This is a genomic window from Saccharococcus thermophilus, assembly GCF_011761475.1.
Taxonomy (GTDB): domain Bacteria; phylum Bacillota; class Bacilli; order Bacillales; family Anoxybacillaceae; genus Saccharococcus; species Saccharococcus thermophilus.
This window is the reverse complement of sequence record NZ_JAASRS010000002.1, coordinates 1-19,860: the sequence shown is the minus strand read 5'-3', so window position 1 is coordinate 19,860 and position 19,860 is coordinate 1. Positions and strand designations below refer to the sequence as shown.

The window sequence follows — 19,860 nt, the reverse complement described above, 5'->3', positions numbered from 1 at the left end:
TTCCGTTCTTTTTTCTCTTGATCGTCGATCAAGATTTTCATATGTTTTTGCTCTTCTTTAGTGATTTTTAGTTTTTCAACCAACGTGGAATTTTTATAATTGTATCCATCCGGCCAATACTTTTAAACCGTTCATACGCTGTTTCTGCACTTTCGTATATGTTAAAATTTCTTCCCATGTATAATCGCCATGAATATCCAAGGAATCGAACATTTTTTTTCATTTCATCAATCGCCTTAATATGGTTGCCTTTCGTAACGACTAATGTAAATATCTAGTGAGGAAGCACAAGAATTCACGATGACCATATAATTTTCCGTCTCGCAAATCAACCAACACGAATAAATCGTGAAGGTATTTTTCATAAATCAGCGAAGATATATCTTGTGCTTCGGTATAAGTGGTTTTCCGTTCGGCTTTAACTGTTCGATTTCCTTGGATCAGTTGAAGCCGTTTTTTCTTTTCCTTCGCGTATTGCTTTCTTGCATTTTTTCTCCGTTCTTTTTCGCGTTCGACTTCTTCTTTGCAGAATTTCTCTATCAGTTCATCGAATAAATACCGATCATCCGTATAACTATATCCAATGATTTTCTGATTCGTTTTTTTATGTATCGTACCGCAAAGACGAAGCAAACGCACTTTATCCGTTACCGTTTGATTATCTGAACCGAATTTCCCTAAAATCGAATGAATTTTCTTTTGCAGCATTTCCCACTCCAGAACCCGATAAGCAGGAATCGGGCTAATTTTCCAAACCAAATGAAGCCCTCTTGTTCGTATCACTTCCGTTGGGCGTGGAAAATGGTGTTTATCGAGTTCTTCGTAAATTAATTCGATCATCTCATCATGTGTTTTGTTTTTGTATTCATCCAGTTTATAATAATCTAATTCGGAAAATAAAACAGGGAGTTCCGTTACTCTGGCACCACGACGGCGATATTCTCTTTTCGAAGGAATCACATACACGATCGACGTGTTGTGATAACCGTTCATCTTATTTTTGTAGTCTTGATTTAAGTATTTTTTTGCTTTGGAGAACGTATAAAAGTCATGTGCCATTGTCAGTTTTTTCACTTTGTAAATCGTTTCTTCGTAAATGGTTCCGTATTTTAAAGCAAATTCTCTTTCTTCTTCAGATCCATCCTCAATCCATTTTTTATATGCTTTCACCGGATCGTCATCAGAAAAAATTAATTCAAATTCAAATCCGGTCGGTTCTTTCGGCAGTTTTTCCGCTTCAAAAACAAGTGCTTTTGCTTTTTCCACTATCGTTTCGTATTTTTCTTTGTCTTTTAGTTCGTCATATTCTTTTTGACTTAAACTTACCCAATATTCCGTTGGATAAGCAACGACGATTCTTCTGGTTCTTCGATCATTAACTTGTTGAAGCCAGTTAAAATACAATTCAATTTGTTCAAACGGAGAAGAAATCAGTTTCGGCTTAGAATGCCATTGAATTTCATTCATCGGCTTTCCAAGCTTTGTTAAATGATCGCGATTTCCCCATGGTTTAAATAATGTTTCGCTCGTGATAAAGGATTCCACATCAGAAAGCAAATTCTGAAAATCCAATGATTCAAACATAAAAAAATCCCTCCCGTTTTGAAAAAATTTCAGGAGAGATTCCGAAACCCAGAAGGATTTTTTTCCTTTCTGTCAAAATTAGTTGACAGCAACGATTTTTCTTTTTATTATTTACTTACGAAATTTGCTTTTGGGTTTCAGAATCTCTTTTGGAGCAACGTGTTGCGAGCACGTTGCTCTTTTTCTTTTACTCTATTAAATTTTGGTTGAAAAATCTAGTTTCTATCTTCCTTTTTTTGTCGTATGATCGCGAAATCCCTTTTCTATTTCAAAAACAACAGCTTAATTCTTATAAAAACAAAAAGTGATCATAAATCATGTTCCGCAACAGCTTCCGCTAGTTTCTTTTTCTCCCATCCGATATAACGAAGCGTATCTCCGGCATTTTCATGCTGCAAAAGTTCCATCACAAGCGAAATATCATAACCAGAATCGATGTAAAGATGATATGCTTTAGTTTTTCGAATCGAATGAGCCCCCAGATTTTCTTCGAGATTTAACATTTTCCCTGCTTTATTCATAATCCGGTAAAGCGTTGTGCGATCCATATTAAACAGCTTGTCGTCATCGCCCATGTACTGAATATACGATTTCACCATGTTATACACCCGATCATTTAAACGAATTTCTAACGCTTTTCCGGTTTTTTTCGCACGAACTCGAACAATCCCGTCTTTGACGTCTTTTACTCGTAAATTTAATAGATCACTAGGTCTTAATGCCGTAGCAAGCCCAATTTCAAAACAAAGTAAATTACGCTCGCCATTGACCATGCTTTTTAATACTTTTTTTACTCTTGGAATATCTGCTTTATCATAAATTGGATCAACAAATTCCATAGATGATCACCCCTTTTTTAATTCACCTATGCAACATAATACTAAAGAAAAAGAAAAAATCCTTCAATATCTTAAAACAAAAAGAAAAAAATGCAACAAAAAATCCTTTTGTTGTATAAAACCTATGGGACAAGCAGGGGCTTGTCCATGTTACCAGCCAAGCCTTTTGTTTTTTTGGACAAAAAAATAGAACCTCCCGAATGGGAGGCTCTACAAAATCCATGAAGACGTAATTTAATTTTATCTTACTTTTCCTTCTCCGATCGTCAAGTGTTTTTCATTTGTACGGAAAATACGTTTGATGGTTTTCAATCGCTTTTTTCAGCAATTCCGACAATCTTTCTTGTTTGCTGCTATCGCTTTCAAATTCTTTGGAAAACTGCTGGCTATAAAATACTTCCCACATGTTTGGATAAGCTTTTTTCTCGTTCAAATCGACAAAATACCCTCGCTGGGCAATCCTCAATTCGATGTATTGATGCAACTGTGAAAGGGGCTTTCCTCGCTCTGGATCGTTCAGGTGATTCACTTTTTCGCTTGGATCTGGAAAATGGGTGAGAATATGCGTTTTTGCATTTTGCATGTGGAGTTCTAGCGTTTCTAAACTGTTTAAAATGTACTCGTATGTCTTATCGTCAATATCGCCAAAAATATTTAATAACAAGTGATAACTCCGTAACATTTCCATGTTTTCTTCCAAGTATTCAATCAATCGCAAATAATCCCCGTATGTTTGATCGGCGATCACGCTTCCGAAATTATATTCCACTTTGAATCGAGGACTCCAAAACCATTGGGCAAAATCAATAAAATCATTGATTAATTCCTGCACTTCCTCGCTCATTTTGAGTTCTTCAACCGGTTTATATAATTCGAAAAATGTTTTCTCTGATTCAAAGAATTTATACGTTTCTTCTTCTCGGCTGTAACCAATGTAAAACGTATAAATTCCATCCCGTTTGACTTCTTCTTTTGGATAGCGATGATCATTTGGATTTGGTTTCACGATTCCTCGTTTTTGCGTAATTTTGTAAAATCCGCAGCCATAATTTTCGACATCATACGACAACAGTTTCCCCTTAAAATTCAACGGTCGAATGGTGTTGTCTTTATAGACTGGTATTTCAATTTCCCCTTTTTTCAATCGGTCGTTGCTGTGATCGATCCGCATATCTTCTTCGCTGAAATACGTTTTTCTTCTCATTTCTTCCCACTGACTCAAATCTTTCTCGACAATTCGAAACGGAATTTTCGGCTTGTATTGCATTAATGTTTCAAAATCGATCATGGTATCCCCCCTTTTTTACTTTTTTACCTTTTTACCATAATTTTTACCAATTTTTTACAAAAATGTTTTAAAATGAAAAATGTAAAAGTATCGCTTAAATTTGCATTTTCTTCGGGAAATGCAAAGCTATTCCTTTACGGAATAGTGCAAACCATCTCGTTCGCGAGATGTGCATAAATTCTATTCCTCGTGAATAGATCAAATCAAAGACATTTTCATGATCAGTCGAACAACCTAGTGTTGTTTGACGAGAAGAGAGGTTTTATTGTCTTTTTTGTTTTCGTTTTTCGATGGCAAGCAAACTAGAAAGGGAAAAATTTATTTCATTCAAATTCTTTGATTTTAAAAAATCGATGAAAGGGGGCAATCAATCGAAAAAAAGGAGGCAATAGAGTCAGAAATTAGACGGTTGGTAAGGCGTCCTCTCTTCTCGTGGAATGTCGTGGATGTGTTTGCGAATTGACGCAGATGTCATGAACCTCATGACATTGGGCTAACCGCCCGCTATGCCGAGCCTAAGTCTTGCGAAAGCAGGATATGGATCAGCCGCGGCGTCCTTCAGGGACAAATAGGCTGACAGCCTACTTTCGGGAAACCGAGTAGGGCGTGGGTGTTGGGGGACACCCGCGTGCGTCACAGAAAGTGGCGTCTGTAACTTCCTGGCAGGTGGGTTGGTACCATGACGATTTCTGAACCGAAGGTGTTTCGATCGAAAGATTGGATTCCAATACGTTGGATTTCAAAAAAACTTCGATTCAGAAATGGTGATGGTACCAATCGGAAAAGCCTGCCGGGGGTCAAAGCACATCACGGCAGGAAGCGAGAAGACACGCAGCATTGCGAAACGGAAGCCCTTTGCTTGTTGAGGGCTGAATGCCCGAAACAAGCATTGGGCTGGAGTGAAGCTTTGCTGCGTGCTATGACCAGTTTCCTGACACGAAAAGTGGCAGGAAACTGGTCAAGGGGGAGGCTTGGGACCTTATTGTCTTTTTTTCCAAGATGTATGATTCCAAAAAAACATCCCCCCGCTAGAGTCCGTTGCGGGCGTTGCGAAGCTTCGACCGCTTACGGACTCTTGCGTCAGAGTTTTCGGTTACCAGACGAAAAAAAGAATTTTTTCGGTTACCAGACCGGCTTGTCTTTTTCTGAATAACGAAAAAGGGGGTGAAAAAATGGGAAAAAAGAAGAGAAGTCAAATGAATAATTTAGAAATTGCATTAGATAATATTTCTGCAGCGTTTCGGGAAGGGAAAAAGGCTGGTATCACCGTCGAAAAAGACAACTGGCGTGATGATACATATAAAACTTATGAAAGTGAAGTAAAAACGATGTTTCGGGAATTAGCGAAGATGATCGGAGAAAATGACAAGCGAATTCTTCCGAAATACACCAACGCCGAAACATGGGATCGGTACTTTGAACATTTAGCGAAAAAATACGAACAAGGAGAAATTACCGCAGATACCGTTCAAAAACGGGTTCATGCTCTGGAAGCATTTCGTCACATGGTGAAATATACGAATGTACTTGGAAAAGATACGACGATTCGGGTTGGCGACAAAGAAGAACGCTTGGAATACCTCAAAGAACGTGGGGTTTGCCGCTCGAAAGATGAAGTAACATCGATAAAACCAACCAGAGAAGTCGTCGAAAAAGTCCATTCCCACATTGATCGTTCGACCCACAACGGAAACACCGCTTACCTCATCAACAAACTTCAGGTCGAAACTGGCGGAAGAATTCGTGCGATGTTGAAGCTGGAAGTGAAAGACGTCAATTTTGAAAAAAATACGATTACCTTCCGATGCGATAAAAATAATTTCACGCGTACCATTCCACTTACGGAAAAAGCAAGAAACATCTTGCGTCCTCTCTGTGAAGGAAAAAAACCGGGTCAAAAAATCTTTACGATCAAAAATCAGAAAGGAAAGGATAAAAAATTAAAAGAAGCTGTTAAAACGGTAGAACGCCTCACCAGAGAAGCCGCAAAAAAAGCCGGGGTGTATGAAAAAAATAAGCGATTTACTACTCATTCGAACCGGAAACGGTATGCTCAAAATCTATATGAGCAAACCCGTTCCTGGTCGAAATCGAAACTAAAACGGGAGATTCGGAACTATATTCAAATGCAAGGATCCAATGAAGAAAGCATCAAACAACGGATCCGAAACGAACTTTACCGAATCAACCGTTACCGAAAAATGAAGAAAAAAGAAATCAAAGGATTTAGCCATGAACATTTAAGAAGAATGTATGTTGCCTTGCATCTCGGACACTCTAGATGCGACATTGTGTTACGTTACATCAAACCTGACCCGGTTCGCGACATCTACGGCAAGTGAAGCAAGCACCCGCTTGCTTTTTTTCTTTTTTTATGTAGGTTGATCGCAACGATTGCCTCCTTTTTTTCAACATGCCAAGACAATCAAAAAAAAGAGTTGCTTGCTTGCAAGCGACTCTTTTTTTTTGGCGTTTTTTTGGCCAAATTAGCCTCGTTTTTCATCGGTCAAAGGGTTTGATATTCCCCACATCCAAAAGACGTCTTCTCGGCGAAAATAGGACATAAAAAAAGGGTAGTTTTTCAAAACCACCCGGCTATTATTCTTTCGAAAATAACTTGGCTAAAATTCCGGTTCGTTTTTTCTTCGTTTTTTCCATGGATTGTTTCAATGATCCTAAAAAGAACTGATCCCGCTCGCCAAAAAGAGATTTCAGCTGTTCGTTTTGCTGTTTGATTTCATGGATTTCTGCTTTTAGTAATTTTCTTTCTTCGATCATCTGTTGGTTTTGCTGTTCTAAATTAGCAATTCGTTGAACTAATTCATCCAATCGTTGAACGAGTGCTTGATTGAATTGCGTCTGATTGTCGCGGAATTGTTTTTGCTGTTCCGCTTCTTCCAACAGCTTGTCCGCTTTCTTATCGAGTTCGGAACGCTGTTCTGTCGTTGTGAATGCTTCAATGCTGCCGTTTAACCAAGCACGGACTTGATCATAACTCCAATTTTGTTCTTGGATTTTCTTTCGAATTTCTTGGAGTGTCGCGATGTTGTCGCGGGAATAGCGTCGGTGTCCGCCTTCTGTCCGCTCGGTCTGGATATTGAACTCGTTGCACCATACTTTCAGCAGTTCCGCGTCCACGCCCACCATCTTCGCCGCTGTCTTCGGTGTAAATAATTCGGTTTGATCGTTCACGATTTCACCCCTTTTTTGATTTCGTCCGCTTTATATCAATATCTTTCAAAAATCGAAACCGAAACATTCCGGCTTTTGATTCGATTTTGGATAGCGAAATAAAAACGTTTTTCTTTCTTCTTTATTTCGATTGTAAAAGAATAGCATTATTAAATCTAGCATTTAACGCTTTTTTTGGTACCACCATGGCTGCTTGTCAGCCGGTGGCTTCACCCTGTGGGGATTGTAAGGGGGTGGAGGATCGTTGTAAATAGAACCGTGAAATAAATCGCAGCGAAACAAAACGCAAAAATCGGCCAAATTTGCCTTGTTTTTTATCGGTCAAAGGTGTTTATATTGGAAAAGTCTTTCCCAGGCCTTTCTGGCCAAATTAGACCCGAAAAACGGGTATGTTTTTTTCACTCGATAGACTTATTTTTACCCCGACAAAAAACATCCCCCTAAAACGCTCAAAATGAGGTCAATTTCGCGTGTTTTTGGCTTGGACAAGTAAAAGGATTCCTCCAACAAAAAAACGCCTAAAAAAGGCGTTTTACGGCTTATATTGTCTTTTGGATCGAATGGCAATCGCCTGCATCAACACATTGAATTCCTCCTCACCCAGCATGGAAACATCCGCAAGGGACACGGGAAAACCGTTGTATAAACTCATTCCAAACTGGACTAAACGGCGTGTCGTTCCTGTCAACGCACCAATGTTATGATTCCCCTCTTGGGCTAATTCTTCATCCAGCAAATAGGCTAACGGTCCAAACTCGGTACTTATTTTTTCGCCGAAGCATTTAAAAATCTCCGGGTATGCTGCAATGTAAATGCTTGCTTCGTATTCCACATTCCCCCCTTGTTTCAAACCATAAAGATTCATCAAATACCAGTAATTCTGTTTATGCTGATCATCTGTAAAATACATTAGCCTTGTCCCCCTCCTACATCAAATCCATCCAATCGTTTCACCCATTATAATTCAAAGACCAATCAAAAGGGAAAAATCCCCCCATTTTCTTGATCGAATCAACAATCTTATAAAAGAGTTCTATCAAAAAACGTCTTATATGAGACACTTTTTGATACACCCATCGAGAAACCTTAATACACAAGAATCATTTTTCTTCCCCCAGCATTTTTTAAACATCTACTCCTTCTTTTCTAAGCACCTTGGAATTCACACAAAATCAATATAAAAAATAGGCTAAAACCCTTGATACAACTGAGTTTGAAAGCAATTCATTACAACACGGAACAATAAAAGATTGCATAATTATGGTGCCCTTTTATCGTTCCGTGTTGTAATGAAAACGGCTTGAAGCCTTGATATATCTAGCTTCAAGACGATTACTTATCCCATTTTTGTGTAAAAAATTTTTTATAACACTCCGGAGCACAAAAAGAGTGGTTAATGGTATAGAAATTCCTCCATTTTTTTTCTCTAGAGCCATGCGGTTTCTCTAATTGAACATATATAAAAATCGTTCCAAAAACCCCGGGTTTGTAATTTATAAAAATTAAAAATGAGTGCTAAATCGCACTCATTTCTTTTATTGCTTTTTCATTCAAAAACCAATCAAAAGGGAAAAATCCCCCAATTTCTTGATCGAATCAACAATCTTATAAAAGAGTTCTATCAAAAAACGTCTTATATGAGACACTTTTTGATACACCCATCGAGAAACCTTAATACACAAGAATCATTTTTCTTCCCCCAGCATTTTTTAAACATCTACTCTTTCGTTTCCAAACACTATGGAAACCTTATGCTAGCGTTTTTTTCAAATAGCATGCTTTTAAACCTAAAATTCTTTTATATCCTCTTAAAAAAAAAAAGGCTGGGGGGGCTACGCCCACAGCTTCGCCATTAATATAAAAGGACACACCTTACACTTTTATTTTTTCTTACGGAACCATCCTTTTACCGTATCAATGGAAACCTGCTATGCGAAAAAATCGAAGACAATAAAAAAGATCGGGGATCTATGCACGTCATAGAGCCCTTTTTATTTTTTTGCGTTTTTTTAGCCAAATTAGCCTCGTTTTTCATCGGTCAAAGGTGTTTATATTGGAAAAGTCTTTCCCAGGCCTTTCTGGCCAAATTAGACCCGAAAAACGGGTATGTTTTTTTCACTCGATAGACTTATTTTTACCCCGACAAAAAACATCCCCCTAAAACGTTCAAAATAAGGTCAATTTCGCGTGTTTTTGGCTTGGGCAAGTAAAAGTATTCCTCAAACAAAAAAACGCCTAAAAAAGGCGTTTTACGGCTTATATTGTCTTTTGGATCGAATGGCAATCGCCTGCATCAACACATTGAATTCCTCCTCACCCAGCATGGAAACATCCGCAAGGGACACGGGAAAACCGTTGTATAAACTCATTCCAAACTGGACTAAACGGCGTGTCGTTCCTGTCAACGCACCAATGTTATGATTCCCCTCTTGGGCTAATTCTTCATCCAGCAAATAGGCTAACGGTCCAAACTCGGTACTTATTTTTTCGCCGAAGCATTTAAAAATCTCCGGGTATGCTGCAATGTAAATGCTTGCTTCGTATTCGACATTCCCCCCTTGTTTCAAATGATAAAGATTCATTAAGTGCCAATAGTTCTGTTTATGCTGATCATCTGTAAAATACAATCTTTTCCCCTCCTACATTTGTTTCACTTATTGTAATGAATCTTTGTTATCCACACTTTTTTTTTTTACTTTTTTAAAAAAAAACCTTGGGGACCTCTCAATTAATTAAGGGGCTGAAAAAAAAAATGGGACAAAATCAAATTGTCCCATTTTCTTTCATAATACGACTGACAGTAGAACGTGGAATGCCCGTTTTTTCCGCAATTTCTCTAATAGTTGCTCCTGGATTGGCAGCCAAGAAGGCTTTGATTTTCTCGATTTTCAGCCGTTTTTGTTCTTCTCTCGATAATTTTCCTTGCTCTTGCCGTTTTTTATGGTATCGTTTCTTATTCTTTTCCTTGATTTCTCCTTGCTTTTCCTCGTAATAACGCTCGTAATAACGAGCATTCCGTTTTGATTTCCGTTCTTTTTTCTCTTGATCGTCGATCAAGATTTTCATATGTTTTTGCTCTTCTTTAGTGATTTTTAGTTTTTCAACCAACGTGGAATTTTTATAATTGTATCCATCCGGCCAATACTTTTTAAACCGTTCATACGCTGTTTCTGCACTTTTCGTATATGTTAAAATTTCTTCCCATGTATAATCGCCATGAATATCCAAGGAATCGAACATTTTTTTCATTTCATCAATCGCCTTAATATGGTTGCCTTTCGTAACGACTAATGTAAAATATCTAGTGAGGAAGCACAAGAATTCACGATGACCATATAATTTTCCGTCTCGCAAATCAACCAACACGAATAAATCGTGAAGGTATTTTTCATAAATCAGCGAAGATATATCTTGTGCTTCGGTATAAGTGGTTTTCCGTTCGGCTTTAACTGTTCGATTTCCTTGGATCAGTTGAAGCCGTTTTTTCTTTTCCTTCGCGTATTGCTTTCTTGCATTTTTTCTCCGTTCTTTTTCGCGTTCGACTTCTTCTTTGCAGAATTTCTCTATCAGTTCATCGAATAAATACCGATCATCCGTATAACTATATCCAATGATTTTCTGATTCGTTTTTTTATGTATCGTACCGCAAAGACGAAGCAAACGCACTTTATCCGTTACCGTTTGATTATCTGAACCGAATTTCCCTAAAATCGAATGAATTTTCTTTTGCAGCATTTCCCACTCCAGAACCCGATAAGCAGGAATCGGGCTAATTTTCCAAACCAAATGAAGCCCTCTTGTTCGTATCACTTCCGTTGGGCGTGGAAAATGGTGTTTATCGAGTTCTTCGTAAATTAATTCGATCATCTCATCATGTGTTTTGTTTTTGTATTCATCCAGTTTATAATAATCTAATTCGGAAAATAAAACAGGGAGTTCCGTTACTCTGGCACCACGACGGCGATATTCTCTTTTCGAAGGAATCACATACACGATCGACGTGTTGTGATAACCGTTCATCTTATTTTTGTAGTCTTGATTTAAGTATTTTTTTGCTTTGGAGAACGTATAAAAGTCATGTGCCATTGTCAGTTTTTTCACTTTGTAAATCGTTTCTTCGTAAATGGTTCCGTATTTTAAAGCAAATTCTCTTTCTTCTTCAGATCCATCCTCAATCCATTTTTTATATGCTTTCACCGGATCGTCATCAGAAAAAATTAATTCAAATTCAAATCCGGTCGGTTCTTTCGGCAGTTTTTCCGCTTCAAAAACAAGTGCTTTTGCTTTTTCCACTATCGTTTCGTATTTTTCTTTGTCTTTTAGTTCGTCATATTCTTTTTGACTTAAACTTACCCAATATTCCGTTGGATAAGCAACGACGATTCTTCTGGTTCTTCGATCATTAACTTGTTGAAGCCAGTTAAAATACAATTCAATTTGTTCAAACGGAGAAGAAATCAGTTTCGGCTTAGAATGCCATTGAATTTCATTCATCGGCTTTCCAAGCTTTGTTAAATGATCGCGATTTCCCCATGGTTTAAATAATGTTTCGCTCGTGATAAAGGATTCCACATCAGAAAGCAAATTCTGAAAATCCAATGATTCAAACATAAAAAAATCCCTCCCGTTTTGAAAAAATTTCAGGAGAGATTCCGAAACCCAGAAGGATTTTTTTCCTTTCTGTCAAAATTAGTTGACAGCAACGATTTTTCTTTTTATTATTTACTTACGAAATTTGCTTTTGGGTTTCAGAATCTCTTTTGGAGCAACGTGTTGCGAGCACGTTGCTCTTTTTCTTTTACTCTATTAAATTTTGGTTGAAAAATCTAGTTTCTATCTTCCTTTTTTTGTCGTATGATCGCGAAATCCCTTTTCTATTTCAAAAACAACAGCTTAATTCTTATAAAAACAAAAAGTGATCATAAATCATGTTCCGCAACAGCTTCCGCTAGTTTCTTTTTCTCCCATCCGATATAACGAAGCGTATCTCCGGCATTTTCATGCTGCAAAAGTTCCATCACAAGCGAAATATCATAACCAGAATCGATGTAAAGATGATATGCTTTAGTTTTTCGAATCGAATGAGCCCCCAGATTTTCTTCGAGATTTAACATTTTCCCTGCTTTATTCATAATCCGGTAAAGCGTTGTGCGATCCATATTAAACAGCTTGTCGTCATCGCCCATGTACTGAATATACGATTTCACCATGTTATACACCCGATCATTTAAACGAATTTCTAACGCTTTTCCGGTTTTTTTCGCACGAACTCGAACAATCCCGTCTTTGACGTCTTTTACTCGTAAATTTAATAGATCACTAGGTCTTAATGCCGTAGCAAGCCCAATTTCAAAACAAAGTAAATTACGCTCGCCATTGACCATGCTTTTTAATACTTTTTTTACTCTTGGAATATCTGCTTTATCATAAATTGGATCAACAAATTCCATAGATGATCACCCCTTTTTTAATTCACCTATGCAACATAATACTAAAGAAAAAGAAAAAATCCTTCAATATCTTAAAACAAAAAGAAAAAAATGCAACAAAAAATCCTTTTGTTGTATAAAACCTATGGGACAAGCAGGGGCTTGTCCATGTTACCAGCCAAGCCTTTTGTTTTTTTGGACAAAAAAATAGAACCTCCCGAATGGGAGGCTCTACAAAATCCATGAAGACGTAATTTAATTTTATCTTACTTTTCCTTCTCCGATCGTCAAGTGTTTTTCATTTGTACGGAAAATACGTTTGATGGTTTTCAATCGCTTTTTTCAGCAATTCCGACAATCTTTCTTGTTTGCTGCTATCGCTTTCAAATTCTTTGGAAAACTGCTGGCTATAAAATACTTCCCACATGTTTGGATAAGCTTTTTTCTCGTTCAAATCGACAAAATACCCTCGCTGGGCAATCCTCAATTCGATGTATTGATGCAACTGTGAAAGGGGCTTTCCTCGCTCTGGATCGTTCAGGTGATTCACTTTTTCGCTTGGATCTGGAAAATGGGTGAGAATATGCGTTTTTGCATTTTGCATGTGGAGTTCTAGCGTTTCTAAACTGTTTAAAATGTACTCGTATGTCTTATCGTCAATATCGCCAAAAATATTTAATAACAAGTGATAACTCCGTAACATTTCCATGTTTTCTTCCAAGTATTCAATCAATCGCAAATAATCCCCGTATGTTTGATCGGCGATCACGCTTCCGAAATTATATTCCACTTTGAATCGAGGACTCCAAAACCATTGGGCAAAATCAATAAAATCATTGATTAATTCCTGCACTTCCTCGCTCATTTTGAGTTCTTCAACCGGTTTATATAATTCGAAAAATGTTTTCTCTGATTCAAAGAATTTATACGTTTCTTCTTCTCGGCTGTAACCAATGTAAAACGTATAAATTCCATCCCGTTTGACTTCTTCTTTTGGATAGCGATGATCATTTGGATTTGGTTTCACGATTCCTCGTTTTTGCGTAATTTTGTAAAATCCGCAGCCATAATTTTCGACATCATACGACAACAGTTTCCCCTTAAAATTCAACGGTCGAATGGTGTTGTCTTTATAGACTGGTATTTCAATTTCCCCTTTTTTCAATCGGTCGTTGCTGTGATCGATCCGCATATCTTCTTCGCTGAAATACGTTTTTCTTCTCATTTCTTCCCACTGACTCAAATCTTTCTCGACAATTCGAAACGGAATTTTCGGCTTGTATTGCATTAATGTTTCAAAATCGATCATGGTATCCCCCCTTTTTTACTTTTTTACCTTTTTACCATAATTTTTACCAATTTTTTACAAAAATGTTTTAAAATGAAAAATGTAAAAGTATCGCTTAAATTTGCATTTTCTTCGGGAAATGCAAAGCTATTCCTTTACGGAATAGTGCAAACCATCTCGTTCGCGAGATGTGCATAAATTCTATTCCTCGTGAATAGATCAAATCAAAGACATTTTCATGATCAGTCGAACAACCTAGTGTTGTTTGACGAGAAGAGAGGTTTTATTGTCTTTTTTGTTTTCGTTTTTCGATGGCAAGCAAACTAGAAAGGGAAAAATTTATTTCATTCAAATTCTTTGATTTTAAAAAATCGATGAAAGGGGGCAATCAATCGAAAAAAAGGAGGCAATAGAGTCAGAAATTAGACGGTTGGTAAGGCGTCCTCTCTTCTCGTGGAATGTCGTGGATGTGTTTGCGAATTGACGCAGATGTCATGAACCTCATGACATTGGGCTAACCGCCCGCTATGCCGAGCCTAAGTCTTGCGAAAGCAGGATATGGATCAGCCGCGGCGTCCTTCAGGGACAAATAGGCTGACAGCCTACTTTCGGGAAACCGAGTAGGGCGTGGGTGTTGGGGGACACCCGCGTGCGTCACAGAAAGTGGCGTCTGTAACTTCCTGGCAGGTGGGTTGGTACCATGACGATTTCTGAACCGAAGGTGTTTCGATCGAAAGATTGGATTCCAATACGTTGGATTTCAAAAAAACTTCGATTCAGAAATGGTGATGGTACCAATCGGAAAAGCCTGCCGGGGGTCAAAGCACATCACGGCAGGAAGCGAGAAGACACGCAGCATTGCGAAACGGAAGCCCTTTGCTTGTTGAGGGCTGAATGCCCGAAACAAGCATTGGGCTGGAGTGAAGCTTTGCTGCGTGCTATGACCAGTTTCCTGACACGAAAAGTGGCAGGAAACTGGTCAAGGGGGAGGCTTGGGACCTTATTGTCTTTTTTTCCAAGATGTATGATTCCAAAAAAACATCCCCCCGCTAGAGTCCGTTGCGGGCGTTGCGAAGCTTCGACCGCTTACGGACTCTTGCGTCAGAGTTTTCGGTTACCAGACGAAAAAAAGAATTTTTTCGGTTACCAGACCGGCTTGTCTTTTTCTGAATAACGAAAAAGGGGGTGAAAAAATGGGAAAAAAGAAGAGAAGTCAAATGAATAATTTAGAAATTGCATTAGATAATATTTCTGCAGCGTTTCGGGAAGGGAAAAAGGCTGGTATCACCGTCGAAAAAGACAACTGGCGTGATGATACATATAAAACTTATGAAAGTGAAGTAAAAACGATGTTTCGGGAATTAGCGAAGATGATCGGAGAAAATGACAAGCGAATTCTTCCGAAATACACCAACGCCGAAACATGGGATCGGTACTTTGAACATTTAGCGAAAAAATACGAACAAGGAGAAATTACCGCAGATACCGTTCAAAAACGGGTTCATGCTCTGGAAGCATTTCGTCACATGGTGAAATATACGAATGTACTTGGAAAAGATACGACGATTCGGGTTGGCGACAAAGAAGAACGCTTGGAATACCTCAAAGAACGTGGGGTTTGCCGCTCGAAAGATGAAGTAACATCGATAAAACCAACCAGAGAAGTCGTCGAAAAAGTCCATTCCCACATTGATCGTTCGACCCACAACGGAAACACCGCTTACCTCATCAACAAACTTCAGGTCGAAACTGGCGGAAGAATTCGTGCGATGTTGAAGCTGGAAGTGAAAGACGTCAATTTTGAAAAAAATACGATTACCTTCCGATGCGATAAAAATAATTTCACGCGTACCATTCCACTTACGGAAAAAGCAAGAAACATCTTGCGTCCTCTCTGTGAAGGAAAAAAACCGGGTCAAAAAATCTTTACGATCAAAAATCAGAAAGGAAAGGATAAAAAATTAAAAGAAGCTGTTAAAACGGTAGAACGCCTCACCAGAGAAGCCGCAAAAAAAGCCGGGGTGTATGAAAAAAATAAGCGATTTACTACTCATTCGAACCGGAAACGGTATGCTCAAAATCTATATGAGCAAACCCGTTCCTGGTCGAAATCGAAACTAAAACGGGAGATTCGGAACTATATTCAAATGCAAGGATCCAATGAAGAAAGCATCAAACAACGGATCCGAAACGAACTTTACCGAATCAACCGTTACCGAAAAATGAAGAAAAAAGAAATCAAAGGATTTAGCCATGAACATTTAAGAAGAATGTATGTTGCCTTGCATCTCGGACACTCTAGATGCGACATTGTGTTACGTTACATCAAACCTGACCCGGTTCGCGACATCTACGGCAAGTGAAGCAAGCACCCGCTTGCTTTTTTTCTTTTTTTATGTAGGTTGATCGCAACGATTGCCTCCTTTTTTTCAACATGCCAAGACAATCAAAAAAAGAGTTGCTTGCTTGCAAGCGACTCTTTTTTTTTGGCGTTTTTTTGGCCAAATTAGCCTCGTTTTTCATCGGTCAAAGGGTTTGATATTCCCCACATCCAAAAGACGTCTTCTCGGCGAAAATAGGACATAAAAAAAGGGTAGTTTTTCAAAACCACCCGGCTATTATTCTTTCGAAAATAACTTGGCTAAAATTCCGGTTCGTTTTTTCTTCGTTTTTTCCATGGATTGTTTCAATGATCCTAAAAAGAACTGATCCCGCTCGCCAAAAAGAGATTTCAGCTGTTCGTTTTGCTGTTTGATTTCATGGATTTCTGCTTTTAGTAATTTTCTTTCTTCGATCATCTGTTGGTTTTGCTGTTCTAAATTAGCAATTCGTTGAACTAATTCATCCAATCGTTGAACGAGTGCTTGATTGAATTGCGTCTGATTGTCGCGGAATTGTTTTTGCTGTTCCGCTTCTTCCAACAGCTTGTCCGCTTTCTTATCGAGTTCGGAACGCTGTTCTGTCGTTGTGAATGCTTCAATGCTGCCGTTTAACCAAGCACGGACTTGATCATAACTCCAATTTTGTTCTTGGATTTTCTTTCGAATTTCTTGGAGTGTCGCGATGTTGTCGCGGGAATAGCGTCGGTGTCCGCCTTCTGTCCGCTCGGTCTGGATATTGAACTCGTTGCACCATACTTTCAGCAGTTCCGCGTCCACGCCCACCATCTTCGCCGCTGTCTTCGGTGTAAATAATTCGGTTTGATCGTTCACGATTTCACCCCTTTTTTGATTTCGTCCGCTTTATATCAATATCTTTCAAAAATCGAAACCGAAACATTCCGGCTTTTGATTCGATTTTGGATAGCGAAATAAAAACGTTTTTCTTTCTTCTTTATTTCGATTGTAAAAGAATAGCATTATTAAATCTAGCATTTAACGCTTTTTTTGGTACCACCATGGCTGCTTGTCAGCCGGTGGCTTCACCCTGTGGGGATTGTAAGGGGGTGGAGGATCGTTGTAAATAGAACCGTGAAATAAATCGCAGCGAAACAAAACGCAAAAATCGGCCAAATTTGCCTTGTTTTTTATCGGTCAAAGGTGTTTATATTGGAAAAGTCTTTCCCAGGCCTTTCTGGCCAAATTAGACCCGAAAAACGGGTATGTTTTTTTCACTCGATAGACTTATTTTTACCCCGACAAAAAACATCCCCCTAAAACGCTCAAAATGAGGTCAATTTCGCGTGTTTTTGGCTTGGACAAGTAAAAGGATTCCTCCAACAAAAAAACGCCTAAAAAAGGCGTTTTACGGCTTATATTGTCTTTTGGATCGAATGGCAATCGCCTGCATCAACACATTGAATTCCTCCTCACCCAGCATGGAAACATCCGCAAGGGACACGGGAAAACCGTTGTATAAACTCATTCCAAACTGGACTAAACGGCGTGTCGTTCCTGTCAACGCACCAATGTTATGATTCCCCTCTTGGGCTAATTCTTCATCCAGCAAATAGGCTAACGGTCCAAACTCGGTACTTATTTTTTCGCCGAAGCATTTAAAAATCTCCGGGTATGCTGCAATGTAAATGCTTGCTTCGTATTCCACATTCCCCCCTTGTTTCAAACCATAAAGATTCATCAAATACCAGTAATTCTGTTTATGCTGATCATCTGTAAAATACATTAGCCTTGTCCCCCTCCTACATCAAATCCATCCAATCGTTTCACCCATTATAATTCAAAGACCAATCAAAAGGGAAAAATCCCCCCATTTTCTTGATCGAATCAACAATCTTATAAAAGAGTTCTATCAAAAAACGTCTTATATGAGACACTTTTTGATACACCCATCGAGAAACCTTAATACACAAGAATCATTTTTCTTCCCCCAGCATTTTTTAAACATCTACTCCTTCTTTTCTAAGCACCTTGGAATTCACACAAAATCAATATAAAAAATAGGCTAAAACCCTTGATACAACTGAGTTTGAAAGCAATTCATTACAACACGGAACAATAAAAGATTGCATAATTATGGTGCCCTTTTATCGTTCCGTGTTGTAATGAAAACGGCTTGAAGCCTTGATATATCTAGCTTCAAGACGATTACTTATCCCATTTTTGTGTAAAAAATTTTTTATAACACTCCGGAGCACAAAAAGAGTGGTTAATGGTATAGAAATTCCTCCATTTTTTTTTCTCTAGAGCCATGCGGTTTCTCTAATTGAAACATATATAAAATCGTTCCAAAAACCCCGGGTTTGTAATTTATAAAAATTAAAAATGAGTGCTAAATCGCACTCATTTCTTTTATTGCTTTTTCATTCAAAAACCAATCAAAAGGGAAAAATCCCCCAATTTCTTGATCGAATCAACAATCTTATAAAAGAGTTCTATCAAAAAACGTCTTATATGAGACACTTTTTGATACACCCATCGAGAAACCTTAATACACAAGAATCATTTTTCTTCCCCCCAGCATTTTTTAAACATCTACTCTTTCGTTTCCAAACACTATGGAAACCTTATGCTAGCGTTTTTTTCAAATAGCATGCTTTTAAACCTAAAATTCTTTTATATCCTCTTAAAAAAAAAAAGGCTGGGGGGGCTACGCCCACAGCTTCGCCATTAATATAAAAGGACACACCTTACACTTTTATTTTTTCTTACGGAACCATCCTTTTACCGTATCAATGGAAACCTGCTATGCGAAAAAATCGAAGACAATAAAAAAGATCGGGGATCTATGCACGTCATAGAGCCCTTTTTATTTTTTTGCGTTTTTTTAGCCAAATTAGCCTCGTTTTTCATCGGTCAAAGGTGTTTATATTGGAAAAGTCTTTCCCAGGCCTTTCTGGCCAAATTAGACCCGAAAAACGGGTATGTTTTTTTCACTCGATAGACTTATTTTTACCCCGACAAAAAACATCCCCCTAAAACGTTCAAAATAAGGTCAATTTCGCGTGTTTTTGGCTTGGGCAAGTAAAAGTATTCCTCAAACAAAAAAAACGCCTAAAAAAGGCGTTTTACGGCTTATATTGTCTTTTGGATCGAATGGCAATCGCCTGCATCAACACATTGAATTCCTCCTCACCCAGCATGGAAACATCCGCAAGGGACACGGGAAAACCGTTGTATAAACTCATTCCAAACTGGACTAAACGGCGTGTCGTTCCTGTCAACGCACCAATGTTATGATTCCCCTCTTGGGCTAATTCTTCATCCAGCAAATAGGCTAACGGTCCAAACTCGGTACTTATTTTTTCGCCGAAGCATTTAAAAATCTCCGGGTATGCTGCAATGTAAATGCTTGCTTCGTATTCGACATTCCCCCCTTGTTTCAAATGATAAAGATTCATTAAGTGCCAATAGTTCTGTTTATGCTGATCATCTGTAAAATACAATCTTTTCCCCTCCTACATTTGTTTCACTTATTGTAATGAATCTTTGTTATCCACACTTTTTTTTTTTACTTTTTTAAAAAAAAACCTTGGGGACCTCTCAATTAATTAAGGGGCTGAAAAAAAAAATGGGACAAAATCAAATTGTCCCATTTTCTTTCATAATACGACTGACAGTAGAACGTGGAATGCCCGTTTTTTCCGCAATTTCTCTAATAGTTGCTCCTGGATTGGCAGCCAAGAAGGCTTTGATTTTCTCGATTTTCAGCCGTTTTTGTTCTTCTCTCGATAATTTTCCTTGCTCTTGCCGTTTTTTATGGTATCGTTTCTTATTCTTTTCCTTGATTTCTCCTTGCTTTTCCTCGTAATAACGCTCGTAATAACGAGCATTCCGTTTTGAT

General features: G+C 38.3%; 17 protein-coding genes. 4 read left to right on the top strand and 13 right to left on the bottom strand.

Translation table 11 applies throughout. The annotated features are described in order from the left end of the window. Positions 1-261 precede the first annotated feature (261 nt). The 3 genes from BDD39_RS15880 to BDD39_RS15870 form a co-directional block, all read right to left on the bottom strand. Entirely contained in the window at positions 262-1,584 is a 1,323-nt protein-coding gene (locus BDD39_RS15880; RefSeq protein WP_166912487.1) for a hypothetical protein, read from the bottom strand. A 308-nt stretch (positions 1,585-1,892) separates the two neighbouring features. Next, the gene (locus BDD39_RS15875) at positions 1,893-2,423 is read right to left on the bottom strand and encodes a tyrosine-type recombinase/integrase (RefSeq protein WP_166912483.1); all 531 of its coding nucleotides are present in this window, start codon (positions 2,421-2,423) and stop codon (positions 1,893-1,895) included. A gap of 277 nt (positions 2,424-2,700) precedes the next feature. Beyond that, entirely contained in the window at positions 2,701-3,711 is a 1,011-nt protein-coding gene (locus BDD39_RS15870; protein WP_166912481.1) for a hypothetical protein, read from the bottom strand. A 679-nt stretch (positions 3,712-4,390) separates the two neighbouring features. On the opposite strand from BDD39_RS15870, the gene BDD39_RS15865 reads away from it, so the two are divergent. Together BDD39_RS15865 and BDD39_RS15860 are read left to right on the top strand one after the other, a co-directional pair. After that, on the top strand, positions 4,391-4,864 hold the full coding sequence (locus BDD39_RS15865; RefSeq protein ID WP_166912479.1) for a hypothetical protein: 474 nt from the start codon (positions 4,391-4,393) through the stop codon (positions 4,862-4,864). Between the two features lie 19 nt (positions 4,865-4,883). Continuing rightward, on the top strand, positions 4,884-6,053 hold the full coding sequence (locus tag BDD39_RS15860; RefSeq protein ID WP_166912477.1) for a site-specific integrase: 1,170 nt from the start codon (positions 4,884-4,886) through the stop codon (positions 6,051-6,053). A 256-nt stretch (positions 6,054-6,309) separates the two neighbouring features. On the opposite strand, the gene BDD39_RS15855 is transcribed toward BDD39_RS15860, so the two are convergent. The 6 genes from BDD39_RS15855 to BDD39_RS15830 all read right to left on the bottom strand — a co-directional run bounded on the left by BDD39_RS15855 (position 6,310) and on the right by BDD39_RS15830 (position 13,641). After that, positions 6,310-6,903 carry a MerR family transcriptional regulator gene (locus tag BDD39_RS15855; protein WP_166912475.1) on the bottom strand — a complete coding sequence of 198 codons (594 nt, stop codon included), beginning with the start codon at positions 6,901-6,903 and terminating at the stop codon, positions 6,310-6,312. A gap of 532 nt (positions 6,904-7,435) precedes the next feature. Then, positions 7,436-7,813: a hypothetical protein gene (locus BDD39_RS15850; protein ID WP_166912473.1), complete on the bottom strand. Its 378-nt coding sequence runs from the start codon at positions 7,811-7,813 to the stop codon at positions 7,436-7,438. A 1,339-nt stretch (positions 7,814-9,152) separates the two neighbouring features. Continuing rightward, positions 9,153-9,530 (bottom strand): hypothetical protein, encoded by a 378-nt coding sequence (locus tag BDD39_RS15845; RefSeq protein ID WP_166912471.1) that lies wholly within the window; start codon positions 9,528-9,530, stop codon positions 9,153-9,155. 136 nt (positions 9,531-9,666) lie between these two features. Next, entirely contained in the window at positions 9,667-11,514 is a 1,848-nt protein-coding gene (locus BDD39_RS15840) for a MarR family transcriptional regulator (protein WP_166912485.1), read from the bottom strand. A 308-nt stretch (positions 11,515-11,822) separates the two neighbouring features. Beyond that, positions 11,823-12,353, bottom strand: a complete 531-nt coding sequence (locus BDD39_RS15835; RefSeq protein WP_166912483.1) for a tyrosine-type recombinase/integrase — start codon at positions 12,351-12,353, stop codon at positions 11,823-11,825. 277 nt (positions 12,354-12,630) lie between these two features. Further along, positions 12,631-13,641, bottom strand: a complete 1,011-nt coding sequence (locus BDD39_RS15830) for a hypothetical protein (protein ID WP_166912481.1) — start codon at positions 13,639-13,641, stop codon at positions 12,631-12,633. Positions 13,642-14,320: 679 nt separating this feature from the next. On the opposite strand from BDD39_RS15830, the gene BDD39_RS15825 reads away from it, so the two are divergent. Both BDD39_RS15825 and BDD39_RS15820 read left to right on the top strand, forming a co-directional pair. Next, positions 14,321-14,794 carry a hypothetical protein gene (locus BDD39_RS15825; RefSeq protein ID WP_166912479.1) on the top strand — a complete coding sequence of 158 codons (474 nt, stop codon included), beginning with the start codon at positions 14,321-14,323 and terminating at the stop codon, positions 14,792-14,794. Positions 14,795-14,813: 19 nt separating this feature from the next. Continuing rightward, positions 14,814-15,983 (top strand): site-specific integrase, encoded by a 1,170-nt coding sequence (locus BDD39_RS15820; protein WP_166912477.1) that lies wholly within the window; start codon positions 14,814-14,816, stop codon positions 15,981-15,983. Between the two features lie 255 nt (positions 15,984-16,238). Here the strand turns inward: BDD39_RS15820 and BDD39_RS15815 are convergent, their stop codons facing one another. The 4 genes from BDD39_RS15815 to BDD39_RS15800 all read right to left on the bottom strand — a co-directional run. Then, positions 16,239-16,832, bottom strand: coding sequence for a MerR family transcriptional regulator (locus tag BDD39_RS15815; protein ID WP_166912475.1), 594 nt, complete (start codon positions 16,830-16,832; stop codon positions 16,239-16,241). A gap of 532 nt (positions 16,833-17,364) precedes the next feature. Next, positions 17,365-17,742, bottom strand: coding sequence for a hypothetical protein (locus BDD39_RS15810; protein ID WP_166912473.1), 378 nt, complete (start codon positions 17,740-17,742; stop codon positions 17,365-17,367). Between the two features lie 1,342 nt (positions 17,743-19,084). Next, on the bottom strand, positions 19,085-19,462 hold the full coding sequence (locus BDD39_RS15805; RefSeq protein WP_166912471.1) for a hypothetical protein: 378 nt from the start codon (positions 19,460-19,462) through the stop codon (positions 19,085-19,087). A 136-nt stretch (positions 19,463-19,598) separates the two neighbouring features. Continuing rightward, positions 19,599-19,860 (bottom strand): winged helix-turn-helix transcriptional regulator (locus BDD39_RS15800; protein ID WP_166912469.1); only part of this gene is annotated, 262 nt, incomplete at its 5' end.